Consider the following 21,432-nt stretch of genomic DNA (forward strand, 5'->3'; position numbering starts at 1 on the left):
GTCTCACCAGCCGGGCCAGTGGCGCCGGTGTTGCCCGTATCGCCCTTGGGGCCTTGCGGACCTGCGGGGCCAGTCTGGCCAGGCGCGCCTGGCGCGCCTGCAGCGCCTGCAGCACCGGCTACGCCGGCAGCGCCGGGCGCGCCTCGCGCATCCAGCGCGTCAGCCAGGATGCTGGTGAGGCCGGTGGCGCTGAGGTACTGGCCCACCGGTGGCTTGGCCCCGTTGCCGCCCGTCCAGTCGACGACGCGGAACACTCGGCGCTCGCCGTCGTTCGCAGCACCCAGCAGCGGCGACCAGCCGTTGAGCCCGCCCTGCAGCGACGACAGCCACTCGGCTTCGGTGCCGACGAAGCCGTTGGCGAGCGCGAGTTCATAGGCGGAAAGGCCGGCATCGCCTTCGCGAATGACGATGGTTTTGGAACTAGACATATGCGCCGTCTCCGTAGACTTCGATCGCGAGTTCTTCGCGGAAAATTTGGGTGGTTGTCTTGCCGGGTTCGGTGAGCTGAACCTCGAAGCCGTGGATGCCGGCTTGCCAGTTGCGGGTCAGAACGGGTGCAACGCGAACCAGCACGATGTCGCGGCCGTTGATCGAGGCGGTGCCTTCTGCGCTTGACCACTGGTGAACGAGGCCGTCGACGGCGTCGCGGATCTGCGCTAGCACCGTGGAGCCAGGCGCGGGTGCGCGATCGAGCGTGATGGTCAGCTGCTCGAAGGTGTCGGCCGCCTTGAACGTCTTGAGGATTTCGGGCTCCAGGCTCATGCCGCTTCGATCTCGATCAGGGGTTCGGGCGTGTAGGAAGAGGGCGGTGTGACGCTGAGGCGCGTGATCTGGCCGCCCTGGTCATCAAGCGAAAACGCCACGCTGGCGATCAGGTATTCGCCGGCCAGGCCGAGCCAGGGATCGTCGATGCGGACCAGGGTGTTGGCGGCCCAGGGCGCTGCGCCGTCGCGCCAGCCACGCACGGTCAGCTCGGCGCGTTCGCCGCGTGCCTTGCGGTTGGCAGCGGTCCACAGCGCGATCTGGCTGGCAACGCCGCGATCGGTGGCATCCGGCACGTCGATGACAGTGACTCGGCTGCGGCGAATGGCAGGGTCCGTGGCGCTCGCCTTTACCTGTTGCGCGAGATCCTCGCTGCCTTCGTTCAGCGCTTCGTTGTCCTGGCCGATCACGTCATAGCGGGCGAACCGCTCGGCATGGCTGAACGTGGCATCGCCCGACAGGATGTCCACGCCCAGACGAAGGCTGCGGGTAGCGCGGCGGCTGCCAGTGCGGGTAATCAGCAGGCCGCCCTTGGCGTCTGACACCAGCAGATAGCCCCGCTGCCGGGCGGCCCTTGAAAGCACTTCAAACGCCGTTTCACCGGGGCTGACAGCCTGTTTGCGGAACACGGCGCCGACAGGGCCATCGAGCTTCACCGGGATGACGAAGGGTCTGCAGACATCGTTCGCGATCTGCAGAAGGTTTCGGCCTTCCCAGCTCTGGCCGTCCGTGCTCGCAGCGCAGTCGACGAGGTCGCCGGTGGCGTCGCGGCCGCGAATGTTCAAGCTGTGTTCGTTCGGGCCGTAGCTCGGGCTGGCCTCATCGATGAAGCCGGTGATCACCGGCACGCCGTACAGGCGCACGGTGCACGGCTTGCCCGGCAGGATCGGCCGGGGCTGGCCGTTGATCGCCCAGCGATCGGCGCAGACCAGGTCAAAGGTGCCTGCGAGCTGCTCGATGCCGGTGCCGATGCCGATCGCCTTCCAGCCGGTGTATTGCTGATCGCCGATCTGCAGGGTCACGTCGGTGTTCAGGACATCAGTCACTGAGCACCTCCAGCGCGACACCGCCGCGCACGAAGCCCGGATGCGCGACGGCGTTGCGCTTGACGATGTCCGCCTCGCGGCCAAGCAGTGCGTCGATGCCGTTGGCCACGCCGTACAGGCGTTGCGCGATCACCAGCGCCGGCACCGTCTCGGTCGGCGTGTAGCGCTCGATGCGCGACAGATCCACCGCGCGGCTGCGGATGTCTTCGATCAGGCGCGCACGAAGCTCCTGGAGCTGCTCGAACGTCTGATCGTCGGCGGCATAGCTGACGCGCTCGATCGCATCCGCCAGCTCTTCCTGGACGCCCAGGGCTTGCGTCTGGCTGTCGAAGGTCACGGCGGCGCTCAGCTCGGCCGCCGCGATCACCGCCTGCTGCTGCACCAGGGCCGACAGCGCGGCCGCGTTGGCCAGTGCGCCACGCGTGTTGCTGCCCGCCGGTGCGCGGTAGGCGAACAGGCGTCGCAGGCTGGCCAGGTCGCGGATGCGGCGCAGATCCACACGCAGGCGGTTTGCGATGCGATCTGGCAGGCCGACGATGCCGGCGATCTCGTCCTGGGCCACGGTGACCACGCCGATCACGGTCTCGACGGTACGCACGGCATCGAGCACGGTGGCCACCGCGCGATCGAACTCGGCCGCGAGCCGCAGCGGCCAGGCTTCGACGAACTGCGCCTGGCTGGCGGCGACGGTGGCTTCGGCCTGGCTGAGCACGCGGCGCGGCGTGTCGCTGCGAACGCTCGGGCCGGTGACGAACGCAGCTTCGATGAACTCCATGTCGAACCGAGCCATGCCGCCTTCGCGGGTGCTCTCGGTCATGCGGTAGCTGATCAGCTGCGCCTGAAAGGTGCCGCGATACGGATGCACCAGCTCGCCAGGGCCGGGCATGTCCAGCTTCAGCATCAGCTCGTCGCGCGCGCCGAAGTAGTCATTGCCCAGGACATAGCCATTGACCAGGATGCGCTTGGCGCGCGCGCCCAGGTCTTCGGTTTCCGCCTTTTCCTGCAGCGGGTATTCATGAACGACCACACGGCGGGCACCTTCGCCCGACGCTTGGTCGACGAAGAATGGCGTGCCCCGGAACGAGGCCGGCTGCAGCTCGTCGCGCCAGCTCACTGGCCCACTCCGAGGCCGATCGGGCCGGAGCTGAAGTCGAAGTCCACATTGCCGGTGGATTTGGCACCGGCCAGCTTCGCGGTCTTGCCGTCGAACTCGATCTTGATGGTGCCGCTGATATCCGACTCACGGTTGCGGGCATCGAGGGCGTCGCGCGCGGCCTGGCTGCCGAACGTGGCCAAGGCGGTCGCCACGGCGCGGCCGATCTGATCGCTCAGCTGGGTGCCGGCGATGTATTTGCGGCTGATGTAGCTGCCGGCCTCGAAGCCGCCAGCACCGGCTGCAAGCACGCCGGCTGTGCCGAGTGCGGCCGAGCCCACGCCAGCAGCGGTGGTAAGTCCCAGGCGTGCGAGCAGCCCGGTCTTGGCGATGGCAGCAACGCCGGCAGCAGCTGCAGCGGTTTCTGCCAGGCCGCCGCTTGCAGATGTTCCAGGGAAGTTGGTCACGAACACCGGCGTGACGCCGGCCAGCTGCTCCAGGGCCTTGCCCTGCGCTACACCGGCCGCCGTACTGATGCCGCCGCCGATGCCTGGCAGCTTGCCCGCCAGTGATTTGATCATCTGCCCGAGCGCACCGACGCCGACAATCAGCGCGCCGGTGGTGGCCACCGTAGCGCCGCTGCCCAGGCCGAGTCCGCCCTTGCGCGGATCGTCGATCTGCAGCTGGATCAAGTCTGACAAGGCGCGGTTCACTGGCCGGGCGAAGCTTTCGCCGGCTTCGCGCAAGCTGGTCTTCAGCCGGCTGCTTTGGTCTACGGCGTTGTCGATGGCATCCGGCAGATCGCGGGCGATGGTGCCGCTGGCGCCGCGAATCTTCACGGTCATATCGGCGATCTGCTTGAGCGCATCGCCGGCCAGCAAGGTGCGCAGACCCTTCTGGGTATCGAGGTCGGTTTCACCGAAGGCGTTGGCGATAAAGCGGTCGCGGCGCTTGTCCGTGGACTGGCCGCGATACTTGCCTGCGATGTCGCCCAGCACGTCCAGCGGCTCGCGGCTGGAGCCGTCCGGGTTGTAGAAGCCGACGCCGGTGGTCTTGCTTGCAGCCGCCTGATACTTGGCGTTGTTGAACAGCCGAAGCGTGGAATCCACCAAGGTGCTGAGGCGCTCCGGCTGGCGCTCGATCTTGCTCAGCCCTTCGACGAACGCCAGCGTGTCTGGAAAGGCCAGATTGGCAGCCTTGGCGTTGACACCGACCTTGGAGAAGATGCCCGCCAAGTCTTCCAGCTCCGCATTACCGAGCCGGCCGGCGACCACCATCTGATCGAGCAGATCAACTGCTACGCGTGGCTGGCTCAGATCGAAATCGAAGGCGCTGGCAGCAACGGACAAGCCGCCTGCGAGCACGTCTTCACCCGCACCGGTCACGGCGCTGGCGGGGTTGATGGCGCGTGTGGTGGCCAGCGCCGCACGCCAGTCCAGGCCGGCCGCGATCAGGTTGTTGAAGCCGCCGAGCAGCGTGTCGATCGGCCGGCCGGTATCGCGGGCCATGCGGAAGATGTCATCGCGCAGGCCGCGCATCTCCGCGCGGGTGGCGCCGGCCGTCTGGCGGACTTGGGTCAAGCTCTTGTCGAGCCGCGCAGAGTCTCGCAGCGCGCTGCCGGCGGCGAGGCCGATGCCGAGGCCCGCCAGGTTGCGGCGGGCGCTCTTGATCGTTGCATCGAGCTGGCTGATGGCCTTGCGACCATCCTCGCCGAAGCGCCGGATATCTCGGCTGCCGCCCTGCAGGCCGCGCGTGAGTTCGCGGGCCTGGAGCAACAGACGAAGGCTTACGGTGAGGTCAGTCATGGCTCTAGCCGGATAGCGTCAGGTAGTGGAGGTACTCGCTACGGGGCAAGGCGTTGATCGTCTCGATCGACCACCCGGTTTTGCAGGCGATGACGTACGCCGCCGTCATCGCTTCACGGCGGCGCGGCGTCAGGCTTCCCCCAGCTTTTCGGCCTCCCTCATGGCGTCAGTCAGCGTCTTCAGATCGAAGCGCGAGAGGCCGCGGATCATCGAGAAGGTGAACGGCCCGGTGTAATCGTCGATGCGCACCAGGATGCGAGCGACGACGGCGGTGTTGAACTTCAGCGGAGTCTCGATGCCGTGCTCGTCCTCAGCATCGAAAACGTCGGCGTTGCTGGGCTCGCGCAGCTCGAAGTTGAAGTGCAGCTTGTCGCCGATCTTCAGACCTTTCTTCAGCTTTCCCTTGATCGTTTGCATGGACGGTTAACCTGGTTTGAATGGGGTTTGCAGCGGGGTTTAAGCGCGGTCGCAGCTGGTGCCGCTGAACTGCGCCGTGATCTCGCCTTCCACTTCGGCGAGCTTCGGCGTGGTGGTGCTGAAGCCGCCGCTGATGACGTAATTGATGCCGTCGTCGCCCTCGAAGACGATCGTTGCGTCCTCGATCGAGCGGATCTCTTCCAGGCCGAACTCAGCGGTCTGGGTGATGCGGCAATCGAGCGTCGGCGGCATCAGCTCGGCGGTGAAGCCGTGCACGCTGCGGCTGCCGACGACGGCGGTGCGCTGTTCGCCGCCGGGGTCCAGCGTGCAGCCACGCTTGGTCTGCAAGGTGCGGCCATCGGCCTTGATCGTTGCGCGGCCGAGGAGTCGGTTGGCCATGTCGAGATGTCCTGTGAGGTGTGGGGCTTAGCGGCGGAACTGGATCTGGCCAGCGACGGTGCGCAGCTGGTTGATGAGGTCCGGTGGCAGCAGCAGGTTCAGGCGGTTCGGATCGTTGCTGTCGATCTCCGCGCGCAGCTGCTGCTTGAACTGCTCGAAAGCGACGCCGCCTTCCACCCAGCCCAGGTTCAGCCAGCTCAGGTACAGCGCGATGCACTCGGCGCGCGCGGTGCTCGGCGTCATCACGTTCGGGCCTTCGCTGCCATCCTTGCCGAGCTTGTGGCGCGGGTATTTGTTGGCGAACCGGGTGCGCAGCGTGTAGCGCAGGTTGGCGAGCAGATGCAGCGATTCGGTATCGAAGTAGCTGTTGTCCGGCAGGCCCTGCGCGTTGAGGCGGTAGGTGGTGGTGAGGCGCTCGATGCGCACCGTGCCGGAAGCGTCGATCGACAATGTGGACACGCCGGCCGCGAGCAGCTGGTTGCGTACCGCACGCGAACGGCGGCCGGTGGCCACGCGAGCCATCACGCCGGGCAAGGTCAGGGTCTGGCGCGGACGGCCGGGATCTGGCTCGCCGGCATCGAGCGCGGCCACCGAGGCCGCCACGGCCCAGGGAGGCGTCAGCACATCCGCGCAGTCGATCACCGACTCATGCGGCGCGTTGCGGGCAGCGGCCAGCGCCTGGAGGGTGGCCTGGTCAGCAGAGCGGGCGATGTGCGCGTAGCCCTCGATCTGGCGCAGCGGGCCGAAGCGATCCGCCAGGTCGGTTTCCAGCAGCGTGAGGTTGGCGGCGTCCGTGTAGCCCATCGCGATCGTCGGGTACCAGGACTCGCCGAGGCCAGCCAGGCCGGCGGCGATGCTCGGGTTCACGGTGCCTTCAACCAGGGCGGCGATGGTCAGGGTCACACCCAGCGGCAGGCGCTCGCCGTCGTAGCGGCTGTGCGTCACTTCCACGCGGCCGGCATCGATACCGCCGTGGCGCGCGGTGAGGTTCACGCGAGCTGGCGTGCCGCCGTCGACGGCGGCATCGACATAGCGATCCGGGTCAGCGGTGATCGCCGCTGCGATGGCGGTGGCGATCGACGCGGCCGTGGCGCTAGTGACGACGCCGAGGGCGTAGCGGGTGTCGCCGACGTACAGATCCAGCTCGCCGTTCGCGGTGGCGCTGCCGCCGACCGTGACCTGGCGCGCGGCCTTGGTGGCACCGCCGGCATCAGCCTGGGCGAGCACGTAGACCGGCGTGAAGCTGTTGGCCGCGAACAGCTTGCGGGCCATGTGGTGAAGCATCGAACCACGGCCGGCGAGCTGGGCCACTTCGTCCGCGCTGGAGACCAGCGTGGCCACGTTGGCAGCCCCGATGCCGGTGGCCAGCATCTGGCCGACCAGGAGAATGCGCTGCGGAATGGTCGGCGTGGTGCCGTCCGCCTGGCTGGCATCGAACTCGACGTACTGGCCGGGTACCAGGAAATTCACCGGGATTTGGTTGAACTGGATCATGGGGTCGGCTCAGAGGGGGACTCAGTGGGGCGAACGGGAATCAGGTTGGTGGCCTCGGGCACGCCATCGGCAGGCGCGAGGTCGAAGGTGGCGTGCACGCGCAGGAACTCGCCCAGCTCGTCATCCGAGATCTCGGTGAGCGACGTGGCCTGCGTCCAGGTGATGGCGGCCAGCCACACGCCCTCGTCACCGAAGCTGGTGCTGTAGAGGTTGTTGAAGCCCAGGCCGGTGGGGGCCTGGCAGTCCTCGGCCAGTGGGCCGCGACGCATGGCATGCAGCAGGCTGCTGGACAGCTTCAGGCCGGCTTCGTCCGCCTTGCCGCCACGCCCGTTCTTGGTCAGCACGTAGGCCGCAAACTTCAGCTTCGGCCGTAGATCGCGGTCATCGTCGATGCCGGTGGCAGACAGCACACCGACCATCACTGCCGGGCATTTCTGGGTGTAAGTCGCCAGCTCGCGCAGATCGAAGCGGCCCCGGATACCGGACACCGTGACGATCTTCGGCAGCCGCGCCTTCAGGCTTTCGACGATGGCCTCGCGAACGTCCAGGAGATCCATCAGAGATCCACCAGCGTGTCGCGGCTGAACAGGCGCGCCTTGGGCGATAGGAGAATCTCGCCGCCCTTCACCTCGCCTGAAACCGGGGTTTCAGGATCGAGCACCACGCCCAGGCCAACGGTGCCGGCTGCCATCTTGTTCAGCAGGCTGATCGCGTCGTCGTAGCGCTGGCGCAGTTCCTTGGTCAGGGCGTCAGCGCTAAGGCTCAGGAGGTAAAGCGTGATGTCCACACACAGCCGCTTGAGCACCGGTGGAAACACCGACAGCGGAAGCGGGTAGCGCAGGCTCAGGTAGGTGTCGATCGTGGCGCTCGCGTCCGCAAGCTTGGCGTCCACCGCCAGGACATCCGCCTGGCCGTCGCGGTCGCGATCGGCCGCCGCGAAGAGCGCGTCGGCGCCCTCGCGGCTGAGGATGTCCTGGCGGGTGGCGTAGATCACGATGCCTTACGCGCCCAGCTCGACGACGACCAGCATCGGGTCATTCTTCAGCGCCTCGACATCTTCAGGCGAGAAGCGGCCGGCCTTGTGATCGGTGGCGGTGGCGCTGTGGGCGATGCCGGCGCGGCGGAAGCCTTCGGCCTTGGCGGCGATGCGCAGGGCCGGGGTTTCGTGCTTGGGCGCCTTCGCGGCAGGTGGCTTCGGGTCAGGCATCGGAATGCTCCAGGAGTGATCGGGATCGAGGCGGCGCGGATGGCCGGCACCGCCGATGGCCGGGCGACTGGCATCGCTCGGCCCTTGCAAGTGGCCCTCCGGGCGCGCAGTGCCAGCCGCGCGCCCTTCAACAGCGGGCTCTCGGTCGTCGCAGGTATCAGGTAGTGGCGAGGTAGTCGCTCTGAATCTTGGTCAGGCGCTTGTAGTGGGTGTTGCTGTCGCCGCCGTCGACCTTTTCCTTGTCGATCACGGCTTCCACCTGCTGGCGCAAGCTGCTCGGGAACAGGATCACGTTCGGGCGCACGCCCAGCGGCCGGCCGCCGTCCGCCTTGAAGCCTTCCATCGCGGTGATGGCGGCATCGAGGTTGGCCGGGGTGAGCGCCGCGCGGCTGGCGTAGGCGAGCTGCCAGAGGCCGTAGCCGGCGTTCCAGCGGCCGTGCACGCCGTAGCGGAATTGCTTGCGGGTGAAAACGGACTCATCGTCCGGCTTGTCCATCGCGGTGAACTTCGCCGACTCACGCTCCTGCAGGATGAACGGCTTGATCGAGCGCGTCATGTCGAGCAGGTACCAGGTCGGGTTTGCACCGGCCACAAAGTTGCTGACGCTGACCGCTGTGCCGGTGCCGTCGGTGTTCGGATACACCGGGTGATCGGTGTCGAAGAAGAACTGGCCGTCGTAGCAGAGCGAGGAGACGGCGGCGTTGCACGCACCGAACACCAGCTCGTCGGGGAAGATCGCGCTGGCCGAACCCATCTCCTTGAAGATCGGCGAGTAGGTGCCGGTGAGATCGTCCTGGATCTCTTCACGCTCGACAGCCACCGTGGATTCGTAGGTCTTGTTGACCAGCGTGTAGGCGTGCGCCTTCAGGTCTTTCAGCACGCGGTCGCCAACCCATTCCCTGAACTTCGGGAACTGGCCGAGCCAGCCGTAGGTGTTGCTGCGGCCGGTGGACGGCACGCGCATGGCGACCTTGTCCCACATCGGCGCCGCGCCGCTGAAGCCTTCCTTGAAGGCGCTGGAAAAGCTGACCTGAAGGTTCAGGATGGACTGCGGGGTGATGATCATCGTGCGGCTCCGTAAGAGGTTCGGGCTGCGCCGTCAGGCGACGCGAGGGGTTGGTGGATCAGGCGGCGGCGGTCTGGCCGTTGAGCGCCTTCAGTTCGGCCAGGTACGTTTCTTCCTTCACGCCCATCTCGGCGCAGAGCGCCTTCTGTTCGGCGCTGAGGGTGGTCTGGCCACCGGCAGGCAGGCCGCCATTCACGATGGCGCCCGGCTTGACGATCACCGGCTGGCTGGCAACAAAGGCCTTGAACTTGTCCAGGCCGTCCTGGCTAGCGCAGGTGGCCACGTAGAACTCGCGGCTGGCCGGCGTGACCTTGCCGGCGGCGATGGCAGCGTCGATCTCGGCGTTGACGGCGGTCTGGTGATTGGTGGTCTTCACCGCGTTCAGTGCGGTTTCCGCGTTCACGGCGCGGCCGAGGGCGGCATCGTGGTCAGCACGCGGGACGAACTTGGCCAGGTCCGGCGTCTGCGCCGAATTGGTCGCGGTGACCAGGTTGGCGTTCAGCGCGTGGATGGCATTGACGGCCTCGGCTTCGGTCGCGCTTTCGGCGAGCTTCAGGGCAACGAGGATGGCTTTCAGGGACATGGGGGCAAGCTCCGGGCTGGGGTCGACAGAGCCAGCGCTGTTGAGCGCCAGCGGCAGGTTCGGGTTGTTGACAAGGGCGGCGCTGGTAAGCCGGACGATGTCCGTGCTGGCGCGGTCGTAGGTGAAGACGGGCGAGACGAAGCGGTAGTCCCGGCCCTTCAGCGCGTTGGCACCGGTCTCGGTCCAGGTGACGCGGCCCCACAGGGCGCCGTTGCGCGCCTGCAGCTCCTCGATCCAGCCGACCGCCGGGCTCGGTTCGCCCTTCGGTGCCTTGATCTCGGTGCTGTGGTTGATATCCACCGGCAGGCGGCGGCTGAAATTGGCGGCCACGGCGGCGGCATTGCCGAAGCGCCAGGCTCGGCTATCGGTGCCGCGCACCATGCCGTCAGCACCTGGCGCCGGGATCAATTCGATCCATTCGGGCACCAGGCCATCGTCGGCAAGGACGAAGCAAAGGGCGGCAGCGAGGGCGGCTGGTTTCGACATGCCGCCATGTTCGGCGCGCGCGCGCAGCCAAACAGCCGAGGAAATTCTTCGGCAGGTGGGGTGCTACGGGGTTACATCACGCTAGCAGATGCCGGCCCGGCAAACGAGGCCCTGGGAGCGCGCAGGACGCGCGCAGGCTGAGAGCCGCCCCGACGACCCGCGCCGAACGCCTGGGCGGCGCTGGGGCGGATTTGAATGGGGTTTAAATGGGGTCTTGGCCGTCGCCGCCAATCGTTGATCTACTTTTCTAGTAGCCGAGGTTACGATCAGCAAAACCGCAGCACTACGGGAGCGTGTAGCTTGTCATGATCGAATCAATCAACAACAACATCGAAATCTGGAAGCTGTGTTCGACGGTAGTGCTCGCGCTTTTAGCCGGCCTGATCGCGTGGCGTCAATCTCAGACAGCGCGAACAAAGCTTGCCTTTGATCTGTTTGAACGAACTGAGAAGCTTTATCTGATTAGCGACGCATTCATTGATTGGGCGTTACGGAATCCGCCATTTGACGACGACGAAATTGAGAAATTCAAAAACGAAATTCGTGCAGCTAAATGGCTTACAGACAAATCTACTTTCAATTACTTGCATCAGGTCGCGGACACGGCAAGCGGAATAATGTTCATGCAAGTTTTAACCGCGACCCCGCCAGACCCGGCACTCCCCGAACATGATCAAAATGAGTACAAGAGTCGTTGCGTCAGATTGACCGAACTTAAAAATTGGCTAGCCCCCCAGAAATACGTTCTTTCATTGCAATTCGAGCCGTTTCTTCGCATTAGAAGGCCGTGGTACTCCGTGTTCACGACTTATGTCGCCAAGGTCCGGCTTAACAGGAGGACAAAGCAACGGATGGTGCGTGTTGTGGATATGCAGGGCCGTCTGATTAAGCCGAATTAAGGCTTAGAACAACCCTGGCTGTTGCTGCCGCCAAACCGGCCGTGCCTCGCTCTGTACCACGTTGAGCACATGCCGCTCGGTGAGGTCATAGCGCAGCGCCAGCACCGCCATGCTGTCGCCGGCCGCGTGCTCGCTGCGGATCGCCGTGTCTCGCACCTGGGCCAGCATCTTGTCCGCCTTCGGCAGGCTGATGACCACGTCGTTTGCAAAGGCCTTGACGAGCTGCTCGGCGAGATCGCGGCCGAGGATGTCCGTGAGCACTTCGCTGCGGGCGCTTTGCTTCGGCACCCAGAGCCGCGTGCCGCCCCGGCTCTTGAGCAGCCGCACGGTCGCCGCCACGCCGATCGCGCCCACGATGCGCCGCGTCACCGGCGGAAGCAGGCGTTCGTCGATCGGGAACGTGGCAGGGGCGGCGTTCACTACCTGGCCTTGCTTGCCTTGGCGGGCCGCTGGCTGCGGCCGTGGCGCTGGGCGTCTTGCTCCAGGGCGGCGATGACGCCAGCCAGCTCGCGGCTATCCGCGAACTCGATGGTGCGCTTGCCGTGCAGCTGTTCGAGCACGCCGCGCGCATAGGCCCAGCGGCGCTGGGCAGCGTGCAGCTGAGCCGCGATCTTCCGCAGCTGCGGGCGGGCCTGGATGTTCTTCGGCTTGTCCGGGTCTGCCTGAATGCCGGCGGCGGCGTCGACATGCGCCTGCAGGTGCTCGATCACCCGCTTGCGGCCGTGGCCATCGAGCAGCGCCGAAGACTCCACTTGCCCGACCGTCCACAGCACGGCTTCGTACTGCTCGCGGTCTAGCCGGAGCTGGGCCTTGAGGATGTGGATACGCGCCAGGTCCGCCTTGCGCTGGTCTTCCGATGCGCTCACAGGGCTTATCTGGTTGAAGAAGGAAAAAGCGGCGGTTTGGGATTTCTTAAAAATCAATAAGTTACAAGTGTTTTTTTTATAATTATCTTTATTAACAATGACTTATGGTAGGTCTCAAAAAAGCCCTTCGAGCCGTCTTTAGCCGGCCAAATTGCAAAACCGAGGTTGAAAAAGCGGCGGTTTAGGGTTTTCGCACAGCTCGCTTCATGGTGAAACCGGCCCCTCTTGCGTGAATAACTCCGGCTGACTGCGGAGCGGTGGCTTCTGAGCCGCAGCCAGAGTCGATGCCAGCTCGGCGTGTTTTCGGGATAGTTCTTCCAGCTGCCCTTGAAACGCAGCCGCTCGACCTTCGTGTCGACCCGCCTCGCGGATGGCTTCGTTTCGATCGATAACCGCTTTGTCCAATTCGCTCCGCAGGCGAACACCCTCCGCGAGGGCTCGATCGCGTCCTTCTTCAGTGGCTCGCGAATCCTTCATAAGACCTTCACGGTCTCGATGCGCGGCAGCTTCGGCCGCTACCGCTGCCTCCCTCAGCCCAGCCGCCTCCCGCTGGGCTGCGGCGACCTCGGTGCGCAGCCCCGAAAGCTCCTTAGCCGCTTCAAATGCAGCGGATTCAAGCGTTGCGATACGCTTTGCTGAAGCGGCCAGCTCTTTCTCCCGCTCGGCCTTCAATCGCTTGAGCTGATCCTGAGCTTCTTCAATTCGCGATAGCAGATGGCGTTCATTCCCGGCAGCCTGCTCACGAACATGCAGCTGTTCCGAGTTATGCCGCTGCTCCGCGCGCTCACGCTCGTCGATTGCGGCTGATGCTCTGACTTCGGCAGCGCTGGCACGCACCGTCTGATCTGACAGCGCTTCTTCCAATGTCCGCTGTCGTTCTGCTGCCTGGCCTAGTTGCTCTTGGAGGCCTTTCACCTCTGACATAAACGACGTAACTTGTGATTTTAACGAGGCTTTTTCCGCTTCAAAGCCCTGCTTGTCGATCGCAAGCGCCTCCTGCTGCGACAAATGCTGGCGCTCAAGCTCAGTGCGCGCTTGGTTGACCTCCTCCATCGCGGTCGAACGAACCTTTTCATACAACTCGGCGGCAGCCGTGGCGATCGGTGCGGGAAGGTTCAGCCGTGCCGGCAAGGCTTGGTAATACTCCTTCAGCAAGGTATTGACGGTGCCGGGCGATCCGGTGCCCAGCACCTTGCGGACGCCCTCGACAGTAGGTCTCTCGCCCTCGGCCAGCAGCTGATCGGCAGCGCGCGTGATGTCGATCAAAGTGACGCCGGTTCGCATCCGAATATCCTCCGTATTAGTGCCGTGATTCTAAATTGCCTAGAAATCGCTTATACCTACGTTAAGGGTTCGTTATCGTAGGTACAAATTTATATCGTAATAAATAATACAGAATACGTTATATGAAATCATCATCTTTACCGGCCGGATCCGATGCTGTTACGGCGATTGCGCCCGTTCAAACGCCCGTTGACCTCGATGCCGTGCAGCGACAGGTCGAGCAATCGCTGCTCGCAATCCGGCTTGCAGCCACGCCAACGGCAACTTGGTCGGCGTATCAAAAGGCGCTCCGCTACATTGCGGCCTGGATGCAGATGCGACTGAATGAGCCGCTTGTGCTTCCTGTCCCGGTATCTCACGTCCAGCTATTCGTGGTGGACCATTTCGGACACCCCGAGCGCGTTACGACGGGTGATGGCCACTCGAAGCTGGTCCTGCACTTCCGGATGCCGAAGCCGGTCGACGACGCCTTGATCGAGGCGGGATACAAGAACGAGCCAGGCCGCCACCGCATGACCACCATTGATCAGCGGCTGGCAATCCTGTCGTGGGCCCACCAGGAAAAAGGCTTCGAAAGCCCATGCCGAGACGCCAGCATTCGCCGCCTGCTTTCCGACTGCCGCAAGCTGGCACGCGAAATTGGTGAGGGGCCGAAGTCGAAAACTGCCGCTACCGTCGAATCGCTCGACCTGATGTTGCAGACCTGTGACGAGACGCTCGAAGGCCGTCGGGACCGCGCAATCCTGCTCTTCGGGTGGGCCAGCGGCGGCCGCCGTCGATCCGAGATCGCCCGCGCCGAGGTTCGGGACCTTGAATGGATCGGAGTTGATCAAGCCATCTTCCGGATGCGCACCTCGAAGACCGATGACGCCGGCCCCAAGCCAATCAAAGGCGAAACAGCTGCCGCACTTCGCGATTGGCTGAAAGCGGCTGGCATTACCGAAGGACCATTGTTCCGGCGTCTGTGGGGCAAAACCGTCGGCGCCGCGCTCTCACCGCATGCAATCGCAGCGATCGTTCAGCGCCGGGCACGCCAAGCGGGCCTGCCGGGAGATTTTGCGGGTCACAGCTTGCGCCGCGGCTTCGTCACCGAGGCAGGACTGAACGACGTTCCCCTTGCACAGACCATGGCGATGACTGGTCACCGGCTGACCAAAAGCGTCGTTCGCTATTCGGATGTCGGGGACGTGTTGACCAGCAAGGCGTCGGATCTTGTCGAAGTTGGGCGGCGTCGACGCCAGGTTTGCAGCCCAGATTGCAGATCCCCTACCTGTTGAGCGGCGGGCCGATTCGCCCGGAAACTTTCGCTCGGCGCGACAATCGAAAGCAGCGGAAGTGCCAGCCCCAGAGCTTGATGTCTTCGTTCGATTTGGCAATTTTCGGATAAATTGTTCCAAAACAAAAAATGACGAAGAAAAAATACTGTATAAAAATCATAAGTTTGATCTTTTCAGAATTGTCAATCTAAAGAACTGGAACATTTTCTATAAAACATCTGCTAGTTTATGTTCCACAACATGCAGACAGCCTTCGAGGATTGCGACGCGGTGGAACAGAGAGCACAGGACGAGTTGATTCATTTGTTCCGCGATGCCGTCAAGGTTGGCGGTGCCGCGCTTGAAATGCGGGTGCGTCGCTTTGCAAGTCTGGTTCGGACTAGCGATGCAGGTCTCGCCCAAGCAATCACACCGCTTGTGACTGGGGACGGCCAGTCGGTGCGCCGGGCGCATGCGTCCGGTTCCTCGCCTGTCGACTCGGATACCAAGTTGCCGCTGGTACGGTTCGATGCGCCGGAAACGATTCGTCAGCAGCCTCTGCTCACCCCGTCAGTCCAGACCGCCGTCGATCAGGTGGTTCGGGAACGCCGGGCTGCGGAGAAATTACAAGCTGCGGGACTGATGCCGGCACGATCGGTTCTCATGAGTGGTCCGCCCGGGGTAGGCAAGACGATGACCGCCGGATGGCTGGCTTATGAACTGGGGCTGCCGTTACTGACGCTGGACCTCGCGAGCGTGATGAGCAGCTATCTCGGCAAGACCGGCGCCAACGTGCGCGCCGTTCTCACGCATGCGCAGGCGCAGCCCTGCGTCTTGCTGCTGGATGAATTCGATTCGATTGCTAAACGTCGTGACGACGATAGCGATGTCGGAGAACTCAAACGCCTTGTCACCGTCATCCTGCAGACGATCGATGATTGGTCGCCAGCGTCATTGCTCGTCGCGGCGACCAACCATGGCGAACTGCTCGACCCCGCAGTATGGCGTCGCTTCGACGTTACGTTGAGTTTTGTCATGCCCGAGGCGGCGCAGCGCTCCGCGCTTCTCCAGTCACGCGGAATCACGCCCCTGCTGGCCGATGCCCTTGCTGCTGCGACGGACGGCCAGACGTTCTCATCGCTTGCTCGGGCGATCGAATCGGCACGCAAACAGAATATTTTGGAAGGGATTGCAGTCGATGAATCACTCGCTGCGTGGGCCTTATCTCTTCATACCTCGTCGTCGCGTCGGTCAGAACGCGACCGTCGGAACTTGCAAATTCTCGTGCTGCATTGCCGGGAAAAGTCGGCGCGCGAAATCGCCGATGAACTTGGAACGTCGCATACGACAGTTCTTCGCGCCCTGAGACAGTTCACTGGAGAAGACAATGCCGGGACCTAATCTTCTGATCGGCAACGGCCAGGTGCTGACCCAATCGATCGCGCGAGACAAAGGTGGCGGTGGCAAAAAAGCGTTTCCTTACACCATCGAACAAGCACGAGAACGCCTTGAGCCCGGCCTGACGGCGATCGTCGCTTCTACCGAAGCGCTTCCCGACAATGCGAAGCCCTATGGACAGGCCACGACCTTGATCACGGTTCACCCGGCGTTCATGGCTAAAACGACGATGCCCATCGACATTTTCAACCGTGCAGGTCTCAGCACTGTCGGAAGCAAGCCCGCCATGGTGGTACCCGAGCATGACGCTCGCGCTCATGCACCGGAGGGCGAGCAGCCGACTGCCGAGATTTACATTTCCGGAACAGGAGCGGCGTATCGGAATCTGCTGGACATGCTGATGTCGCCTTCCACAGGCAAGGGACTTCAGCGGCAGTTCTGCAAGCTGGAAGCCGTCAGGTTCCTGACCGCCTCCGAACGATTGCTGCATCTGGACGGCCACGACCCGGATGTCCCGATCGAAATCGTCTTGCACGGCGAGGAATCCGATAGCGTTCTTCTCGATGCTTTCGACGCCTACGCCAGGCACTGTGGCGCAGTCGTATCGAGAGACAAATTGCTTGCGGTCCCAGGCCTCATCTTCATGCCCGGTCGCGTTCCCCGAGTGGCGCTGGAACGATTCGCAAAGTTCTCGGCGCTGCGTGCCGTCCGCCGATTGCCGACGTTGCGACTCAATCGCCCCGTAATCCGACAGCGAATTGTTAGCGAAGCTCCTCGTTTTCCGGACGAGGATGCCCTCGACAAATCGCTCGTCGTGGCGGTGTTCGATGGTGGCCTCGGCGTCAAAGATCTCAGCCGGTGGAGCACGGAGACTGTTGACGACGCGCTCATCGCGACGCACGCGGATTACCTGACCCATGGCACCGAGGTCACCTCTGCCTTGCTCTTCGGGGCGTTACAAGCGGGTGCCACTGAGTTACCCAGACCTTACTTCGAGGTCGCGCATCACCGAGTTATTGGCCATGCTGACGAGGTGGATCCGGATTTGTACGAGTGCATGAAGCGCATTGATCGCACGCTCCGAGCGGAAGATATCGACTTCGCCAATCTGTCGCTCGGGCCTCGCCTCGCGATCGACGACGGGCAGCCGCATGCCTGGACGGCGATGTTGGATGGGCATTTGGCTGATGGGCGCCTGCTGATGACCGTGGCCGCCGGCAACGACGGCGATATCGATGGCGATATGGGCCGCATCCAGCCACCTGCTGACGCCGTGAATGCGCTCTCCGTCGGCGCGGCGAACTCGCCTGACTTCCTCTGGGACCGGGCGGATTACAGCTGCCGCGGCCCCGGAAGATCGCCGGGCATCATCAAGCCGGATGGACTTGCTTTCGGCGGCACGGCCAACCATCCGCTGGTCTTGCTCAGTCCGCTATCCGGCGGGCTTGTCGGCGTGCAGGGGACCAGCTTCGCAGCGCCGCTGGCACTGCGGACTGCGGCAGCGGCGCGTGCAATCTCGGAAACAGCCCTCAGCGCCACGGCATTACGCGCGCTGATGATTCACAAGGCAGAAAAATCTGACGCCCATGATGCCTGCAATGTTGGCTGGGGCCGGTTCCCTGAATTGCCTGAGGACCTGCTGACCTGTGAGGACAATGAAGTCAGCGTCCTGTACCAAGGGGACCTGTCGGCTGGCGGCATTCTCCGGATCGGCCTGCCAGTGCCCTCTGTCTCGCTCGGCACGCGACTAAGGATCAAAGCAACCTTCTGCTTTGCTTCACCGGTAGATCCGGCCGATCCGGTCAATTACACGCGGCATGGGCTGACGATCGTGTTTCGGCCTCGCGGCGACGGATCTTCCGATTATTTCTTTTCTACCGCCAGCTACGGGAACGAACAAGAGCTTCGCCGCGACGCTTACAAGTGGGAAACTGTTCTGCATCGAACTCGCGTTTTCGGCGCGGATGAATTGCTCGATGCCTGCTTCGATGTCGACCATGGTGCGCGTCAGAAAGGGCTGCGAGTCGATAACAGCACAGTCAAGGCGCTGCCCTACGTGCTGATTGCCACTATTGCCACCGAGAAGGGTGAGCCGATCTATCAGTCGGTCATGCAGAAATTCCGCGCACTGACGCCGATCCAACTCCGCCAGCGTGTGCAACTGAGAAAATCCTGACTTCTTTGGGGTGGCGTTTATCGTTCGAGCGATCGGCGTGGCGTGCTGCGGCTTTGCGTCGATCCGGCCAAGGCCAGCAGGGGCGCATCACGCTTGACCCAGATCAATACGAAGTAGCAGCCGACGATCTCTGCCGGTGCGGTCACGACGAATAGGCCGAGGGTGGCAATCCAATTTATTTCCAATCACTCTTGTCCCCTTCGCCCGTGAACCCCTGCTCGATTGACGCCATCTCGCGGCGCAGGCGATGACGCCAATCCTTGCAGAATGCCGCAGTCCTTTGAAGTGCTCGGCGACTCGCAACGCGCGCGCAGATCCTTGAGTTGAACTTGAAGGTCATTCAGCACTCGGATGCGTTCAGCGACGTGGCCTATGTGCGCATCAAGCACCGTATTGACCTCGGCGCAGCCTTGCTCCGGCTCGTCCCTCAGTCTTAGCAGGTGGCGGATTTCCTCCAGCGTCATGTCCAGTGCACGGCAATGCAGGATGAATTCCAACCGCTCGCGCTCGGCGATGCCGTAGAGGCGGTAGTTGCCCTCAGTGCGCGCGGGCTTGGGCAGCAGGCCCTCGTGCTCGTAATAGCGGATCGTCTGGGTCGGCACTGCCAGCCGGGTTGCCAGATCGCCGATTCGGTAGCTGTTGACCATGCGTAGCTCCAGAGAGGCTTGACTCTAAAGCTACTATAAGGTGCTTACTACTCACCATCGAGTCACTTGAGCAAAGCCATGGCTGCGCACTGCTGCGAATCAAGTATTCCCACCAACGCGCCGATTCCGCCGCGCTATCGGCGTGTGCTCTGGATCGCGCTGGTCGTCAATCTGGCGATGTTCTTCGTGGAAGTGGGATCGGGTTGGAGCGCGGGCTCGGTGTCCCTACTGGCCGATGCGGTGGATTTCTTCGGCGACGCCGGCAACTACGCGCTGTCCCTGTTCGTGCTGTCGATGGGCTTAGCAGCCCGCGCCCGCACCGCGATGTTCAAAGGTCTGACGATGGCGGTCTACGGCTGCTATGTCCTCGGCCAAGCTGTCTGGAACGGCTTCTACGGGCTGGTTCCTGAAGCCTCGACGATGGGGCTGATCGGCAGTCTGGCCCTCATCGCCAACCTGTCAGTGGCGGCATTGCTGTACGCCTACCGCGAAGGCGACGCCAACATGCGTTCGGTCTGGCTGTGCTCGCGCAACGACGCAATCGGCAATCTCGCGATCCTGCTGGCCGCAGTCGGCGTGTTCGGCACTGGAACAGCCTGGCCCGATCTGGCGGTCGCTGCCGTCATGGGCGTTCTGGGTCTGACGGCAGCCACGCAGGTCATGCGGCAGGCACGACAGGAGTTGAGTGGCGTGCGCCCGCAAGCCGGTCGAGCTTGCGCATGAGGCGGCCGATCAGCAGCGTCGAGGATGTCGCTTCAGGGTTGCCGAAGCAGCACGAGGACGGCTGCATATCGTCCCGTGCACGTCATTTTCGCGTGATACCCTGATTAAATGAGATCTGCTCTCAAGAACTGGAAAGCTCTGCTGCTGGCGATGCTGATCGCCTGGAGCGGGGTTTCGTATGCGTATCACATCGAGCGATCGCCACCCGATCACGACAGTTCGTTCGAGCTGGCGAAGGAAATCGCTGATCAGTCCGGCCAACTCGAAAAGCAATGCGACCACTGCTGTCATGGCGGCTCGCATTCGCAGGCTCTCTGCAGCGAGCCACTGGTGTTCAACGATCACGAGAATGATCGTTACGACATCGAAGTCGTGGCGCTGCCGTACACGCGTGCCACCCCGCCGCTGACGCCGCCGCCGCAAGCCTGACCTCCCGCTGACGCTTCTTCCTGCGGACGCCTCACGCGTTCGCTGCGTTCATCTGTGGAGATCACCCATGCTTTTGTTACTCACGCGCCTCGGCCGTTTTACGGCCGGAGCGCTGTTGATGGCTGCCTTACCGAGTTTTGGCGGGGAAGCCGTCTCGACCGACCTTCGGTCATACCTCGCGGACGTGCTGCAGGCCCACCCAGACCTCAAGGCCGCCGACGCCCGGGTGGTGGCCGCCCAGGCACAGGCCGACAATCTGTCGAGGCCTGTTTACAACCCCGATTTCGGCGTGGGCAGCGAGCACGGCCAGAGCCAGTCGCTTGAAGCCAGGCTCAGTCAGACCTTCGATCTGTCCGGTAAACGCGAGGCCCGCCGAGCCAGCGGTCAAGCCGAACTGGCCATCGCGGTTGCCGAGCGCACCGAGCAACGTCAGCGTATTGCGACCGATGTGCTGAAGGCGCTGGCCGATTTCTATGGCCAGATTGCAGCCTCATCGCTCGCGGAGCAACGGCTGGAATTGCTGGAACGATTCGCCGATGTTGCCGACCGCCAGTATCAAGCCGGCGATATCGGCGTGCTGGATCGCGATCTTGCCGCACTGGCGCGTGCAGAAGCGATTGCGGTGACCGGCCGCGCCGAGCTGAATCTGCTGAAAGCGCAGCAGGCGCTCGACGCAGCGACCCGCCATCCCGGTTACCCACCGCCGTCGCTGCCGGATCAGTTGCCAGAGTCTGGCCTATTGAACGCGGATTACAACACCCTGGCCGCCGCGCTTCCCGGCGTTCGCGCCGCACTCGCCAAGACGGAAGCCGCACGCGCCGAGATCGACATTGCGCGCAGCGAAACCCGTAGCGATCCCACGGTTGGCGTTCGTGGCGGTTTTCAGGAAAACCGTGGAGGCGGAAGCGGTGGTTCGCTGGTCGGCCTGGAGCTGACGATCCCGCTGTTCCTTCGCAACAACTTCAAGGCGCAAGTTGCCGCGGCGGACGCACGCGCTTCGGCTGCTGGCATCGAATCCGATGCCAGCTATCGGCTTGCCGTCGCCCGCATGAAGGCTGCTGCGACTCAATACAGCCGTACTCACACGGCGTGGATGCGCTGGAACGGACTGTCTTCGGCACGCATCGATGCCAGCGTCGATCTGCTCGACAAGGTCTGGCGGGTGCGTGAGATCAGCACCGCCGAGTACCTCGTGCAGTTCCGGCAACTGCTTGATGGTCGTGCCGCCGGTGCCGAGCTGCGCGCACAAACCTGGGCGTCCTGGGCCGAATGGCTCGACGCCTCCGGACTCTGGCAGGCCTGGCTCGATGCCGCCGCCACATCCGACTCCCTCAATCCCACCGCGTCGTCGGGGAAATGAACATGCGTTTCAATCAGAAGCTGATCCTGCTGTCTG

General features: G+C 63.6%; 24 protein-coding genes and 1 pseudogene. 7 read left to right on the plus strand and 18 right to left on the minus strand.

Annotation, left to right across the window (positions count from 1 at the left end; translation table 11 throughout):
• From Q0D45_RS11625 to Q0D45_RS11685, 13 genes and pseudogenes are all read right to left on the minus strand, one after another.
• Nucleotides 1-428 (minus strand): annotated as a pseudogene (locus Q0D45_RS11625) (hypothetical protein); the annotation flags it as partial.
• A complete protein-coding gene (locus tag Q0D45_RS11630; RefSeq protein WP_293392930.1) occupies nt 421-762 on the minus strand; it encodes a hypothetical protein in 342 nt (113 codons plus the stop codon). The pseudogene Q0D45_RS11625 and the gene Q0D45_RS11630, both read right to left, overlap by 8 nt.
• Nucleotides 759-1,808, minus strand: coding sequence for a phage baseplate assembly protein (locus tag Q0D45_RS11635; protein ID WP_293392933.1), 1,050 nt, complete (start codon nt 1,806-1,808; stop codon nt 759-761). The genes Q0D45_RS11630 and Q0D45_RS11635 overlap by 4 nt, the downstream gene beginning before the upstream one ends.
• Nucleotides 1,801-2,922 (minus strand): DNA circularization N-terminal domain-containing protein, encoded by a 1,122-nt coding sequence (locus tag Q0D45_RS11640; RefSeq protein ID WP_293392936.1) that lies wholly within the window; start codon nt 2,920-2,922, stop codon nt 1,801-1,803. The genes Q0D45_RS11635 and Q0D45_RS11640 overlap by 8 nt, the downstream gene beginning before the upstream one ends.
• Nucleotides 2,919-4,706: a phage tail tape measure protein gene (locus Q0D45_RS11645; RefSeq protein WP_293392939.1), complete on the minus strand. Its 1,788-nt coding sequence runs from the start codon at nt 4,704-4,706 to the stop codon at nt 2,919-2,921. Before Q0D45_RS11645 ends, Q0D45_RS11640 begins: the two co-directional genes overlap by 4 nt.
• A 129-nt stretch (nt 4,707-4,835) precedes the next feature.
• Complete coding sequence (locus Q0D45_RS11650; RefSeq protein WP_293392942.1) at nt 4,836-5,123, minus strand: phage tail assembly protein; 288 nt, start codon at nt 5,121-5,123, stop codon at nt 4,836-4,838.
• A 39-nt stretch (nt 5,124-5,162) separates the two neighbouring features.
• A complete protein-coding gene (locus Q0D45_RS11655) occupies nt 5,163-5,522 on the minus strand; it encodes a phage tail tube protein (protein ID WP_293392945.1) in 360 nt (119 codons plus the stop codon).
• A gap of 27 nt (nt 5,523-5,549) precedes the next feature.
• The gene (locus Q0D45_RS11660; RefSeq protein WP_293392948.1) at nt 5,550-7,016 is read right to left on the minus strand and encodes a phage tail sheath subtilisin-like domain-containing protein; all 1,467 of its coding nucleotides are present in this window, start codon (nt 7,014-7,016) and stop codon (nt 5,550-5,552) included.
• Entirely contained in the window at nt 7,013-7,573 is a 561-nt protein-coding gene (locus Q0D45_RS11665) for a hypothetical protein (RefSeq protein ID WP_293392951.1), read from the minus strand. The genes Q0D45_RS11660 and Q0D45_RS11665 overlap by 4 nt, the downstream gene beginning before the upstream one ends.
• Nucleotides 7,573-8,010: a phage protein Gp36 family protein gene (locus tag Q0D45_RS11670; RefSeq protein ID WP_293392954.1), complete on the minus strand. Its 438-nt coding sequence runs from the start codon at nt 8,008-8,010 to the stop codon at nt 7,573-7,575. Before Q0D45_RS11670 ends, Q0D45_RS11665 begins: the two co-directional genes overlap by 1 nt.
• Before the next feature lie 6 nt (nt 8,011-8,016).
• Entirely contained in the window at nt 8,017-8,223 is a 207-nt protein-coding gene (locus Q0D45_RS11675) for an HI1506-related protein (protein WP_293392957.1), read from the minus strand.
• A gap of 157 nt (nt 8,224-8,380) precedes the next feature.
• The gene (locus Q0D45_RS11680; protein ID WP_293392960.1) at nt 8,381-9,289 is read right to left on the minus strand and encodes a Mu-like prophage major head subunit gpT family protein; all 909 of its coding nucleotides are present in this window, start codon (nt 9,287-9,289) and stop codon (nt 8,381-8,383) included.
• 58 nt (nt 9,290-9,347) lie between these two features.
• Complete coding sequence (locus tag Q0D45_RS11685; RefSeq protein WP_293392963.1) at nt 9,348-10,358, minus strand: phage protease; 1,011 nt, start codon at nt 10,356-10,358, stop codon at nt 9,348-9,350.
• 305 nt (nt 10,359-10,663) lie between these two features.
• Here Q0D45_RS11685 and Q0D45_RS11690 point away from each other — a divergent pair, with 305 nt between their 5' ends.
• Nucleotides 10,664-11,257: a hypothetical protein gene (locus tag Q0D45_RS11690; protein WP_293392966.1), complete on the plus strand. Its 594-nt coding sequence runs from the start codon at nt 10,664-10,666 to the stop codon at nt 11,255-11,257.
• Between the two features lie 3 nt (nt 11,258-11,260).
• Here Q0D45_RS11690 and Q0D45_RS11695 read toward each other — a convergent pair whose 3' ends face one another.
• The 3 genes from Q0D45_RS11695 to Q0D45_RS11705 all read right to left on the minus strand — a co-directional run bounded on the left by Q0D45_RS11695 (nt 11,261) and on the right by Q0D45_RS11705 (nt 13,407).
• A complete protein-coding gene (locus Q0D45_RS11695; protein ID WP_293392969.1) occupies nt 11,261-11,677 on the minus strand; it encodes a Mor transcription activator family protein in 417 nt (138 codons plus the stop codon).
• Complete coding sequence (locus Q0D45_RS11700) at nt 11,677-12,123, minus strand: phage protein GemA/Gp16 family protein (RefSeq protein WP_293392972.1); 447 nt, start codon at nt 12,121-12,123, stop codon at nt 11,677-11,679. The genes Q0D45_RS11695 and Q0D45_RS11700 overlap by 1 nt, the downstream gene beginning before the upstream one ends.
• Nucleotides 12,124-12,327: 204 nt before the next feature.
• The gene (locus tag Q0D45_RS11705) at nt 12,328-13,407 is read right to left on the minus strand and encodes a DNA-binding protein (RefSeq protein ID WP_293392974.1); all 1,080 of its coding nucleotides are present in this window, start codon (nt 13,405-13,407) and stop codon (nt 12,328-12,330) included.
• A gap of 122 nt (nt 13,408-13,529) precedes the next feature.
• Between Q0D45_RS11705 and Q0D45_RS11710 the strand changes: the two genes are divergently transcribed.
• From Q0D45_RS11710 to Q0D45_RS11720, 3 genes are all read left to right on the plus strand, one after another.
• The gene (locus Q0D45_RS11710) at nt 13,530-14,684 is read left to right on the plus strand and encodes a site-specific integrase (RefSeq protein WP_293392977.1); all 1,155 of its coding nucleotides are present in this window, start codon (nt 13,530-13,532) and stop codon (nt 14,682-14,684) included.
• A 240-nt stretch (nt 14,685-14,924) separates the two neighbouring features.
• Nucleotides 14,925-16,064 carry an AAA family ATPase gene (locus Q0D45_RS11715; RefSeq protein ID WP_293392980.1) on the plus strand — a complete coding sequence of 380 codons (1,140 nt, stop codon included), beginning with the start codon at nt 14,925-14,927 and terminating at the stop codon, nt 16,062-16,064.
• On the plus strand, nt 16,051-18,237 hold the full coding sequence (locus tag Q0D45_RS11720) for a S8 family peptidase (RefSeq protein ID WP_293392982.1): 2,187 nt from the start codon (nt 16,051-16,053) through the stop codon (nt 18,235-18,237). Before Q0D45_RS11715 ends, Q0D45_RS11720 begins: the two co-directional genes overlap by 14 nt.
• Before the next feature lie 17 nt (nt 18,238-18,254).
• Here the strand turns inward: Q0D45_RS11720 and Q0D45_RS11725 are convergent, their stop codons facing one another.
• Both Q0D45_RS11725 and cadR read right to left on the minus strand, forming a co-directional pair.
• The gene (locus tag Q0D45_RS11725) at nt 18,255-18,383 is read right to left on the minus strand and encodes a hypothetical protein (protein ID WP_293392985.1); all 129 of its coding nucleotides are present in this window, start codon (nt 18,381-18,383) and stop codon (nt 18,255-18,257) included.
• A gap of 39 nt (nt 18,384-18,422) precedes the next feature.
• On the minus strand, nt 18,423-18,884 hold the full coding sequence (cadR, locus tag Q0D45_RS11730) for a Cd(II)/Pb(II)-responsive transcriptional regulator (protein ID WP_293392988.1): 462 nt from the start codon (nt 18,882-18,884) through the stop codon (nt 18,423-18,425).
• 78 nt (nt 18,885-18,962) lie between these two features.
• On the opposite strand from cadR, the gene Q0D45_RS11735 reads away from it, so the two are divergent.
• From Q0D45_RS11735 to Q0D45_RS11745, 3 genes are all read left to right on the plus strand, one after another.
• Nucleotides 18,963-19,607, plus strand: a complete 645-nt coding sequence (locus Q0D45_RS11735) for a cation transporter (protein ID WP_293392991.1) — start codon at nt 18,963-18,965, stop codon at nt 19,605-19,607.
• Between the two features lie 108 nt (nt 19,608-19,715).
• A complete protein-coding gene (locus Q0D45_RS11740) occupies nt 19,716-20,036 on the plus strand; it encodes a hypothetical protein (protein ID WP_293392994.1) in 321 nt (106 codons plus the stop codon).
• A 184-nt stretch (nt 20,037-20,220) separates the two neighbouring features.
• A complete protein-coding gene (locus Q0D45_RS11745) occupies nt 20,221-21,396 on the plus strand; it encodes a TolC family protein (protein WP_293392997.1) in 1,176 nt (391 codons plus the stop codon).
• The last annotated feature ends 36 nt before the right edge of the window (nt 21,397-21,432 follow it).

Origin of the sequence: Nevskia sp., assembly GCF_023266035.1 — a bacterium.
In the GTDB taxonomy this organism is placed as follows: Bacteria; Pseudomonadota; Gammaproteobacteria; order Nevskiales; family Nevskiaceae; genus Nevskia.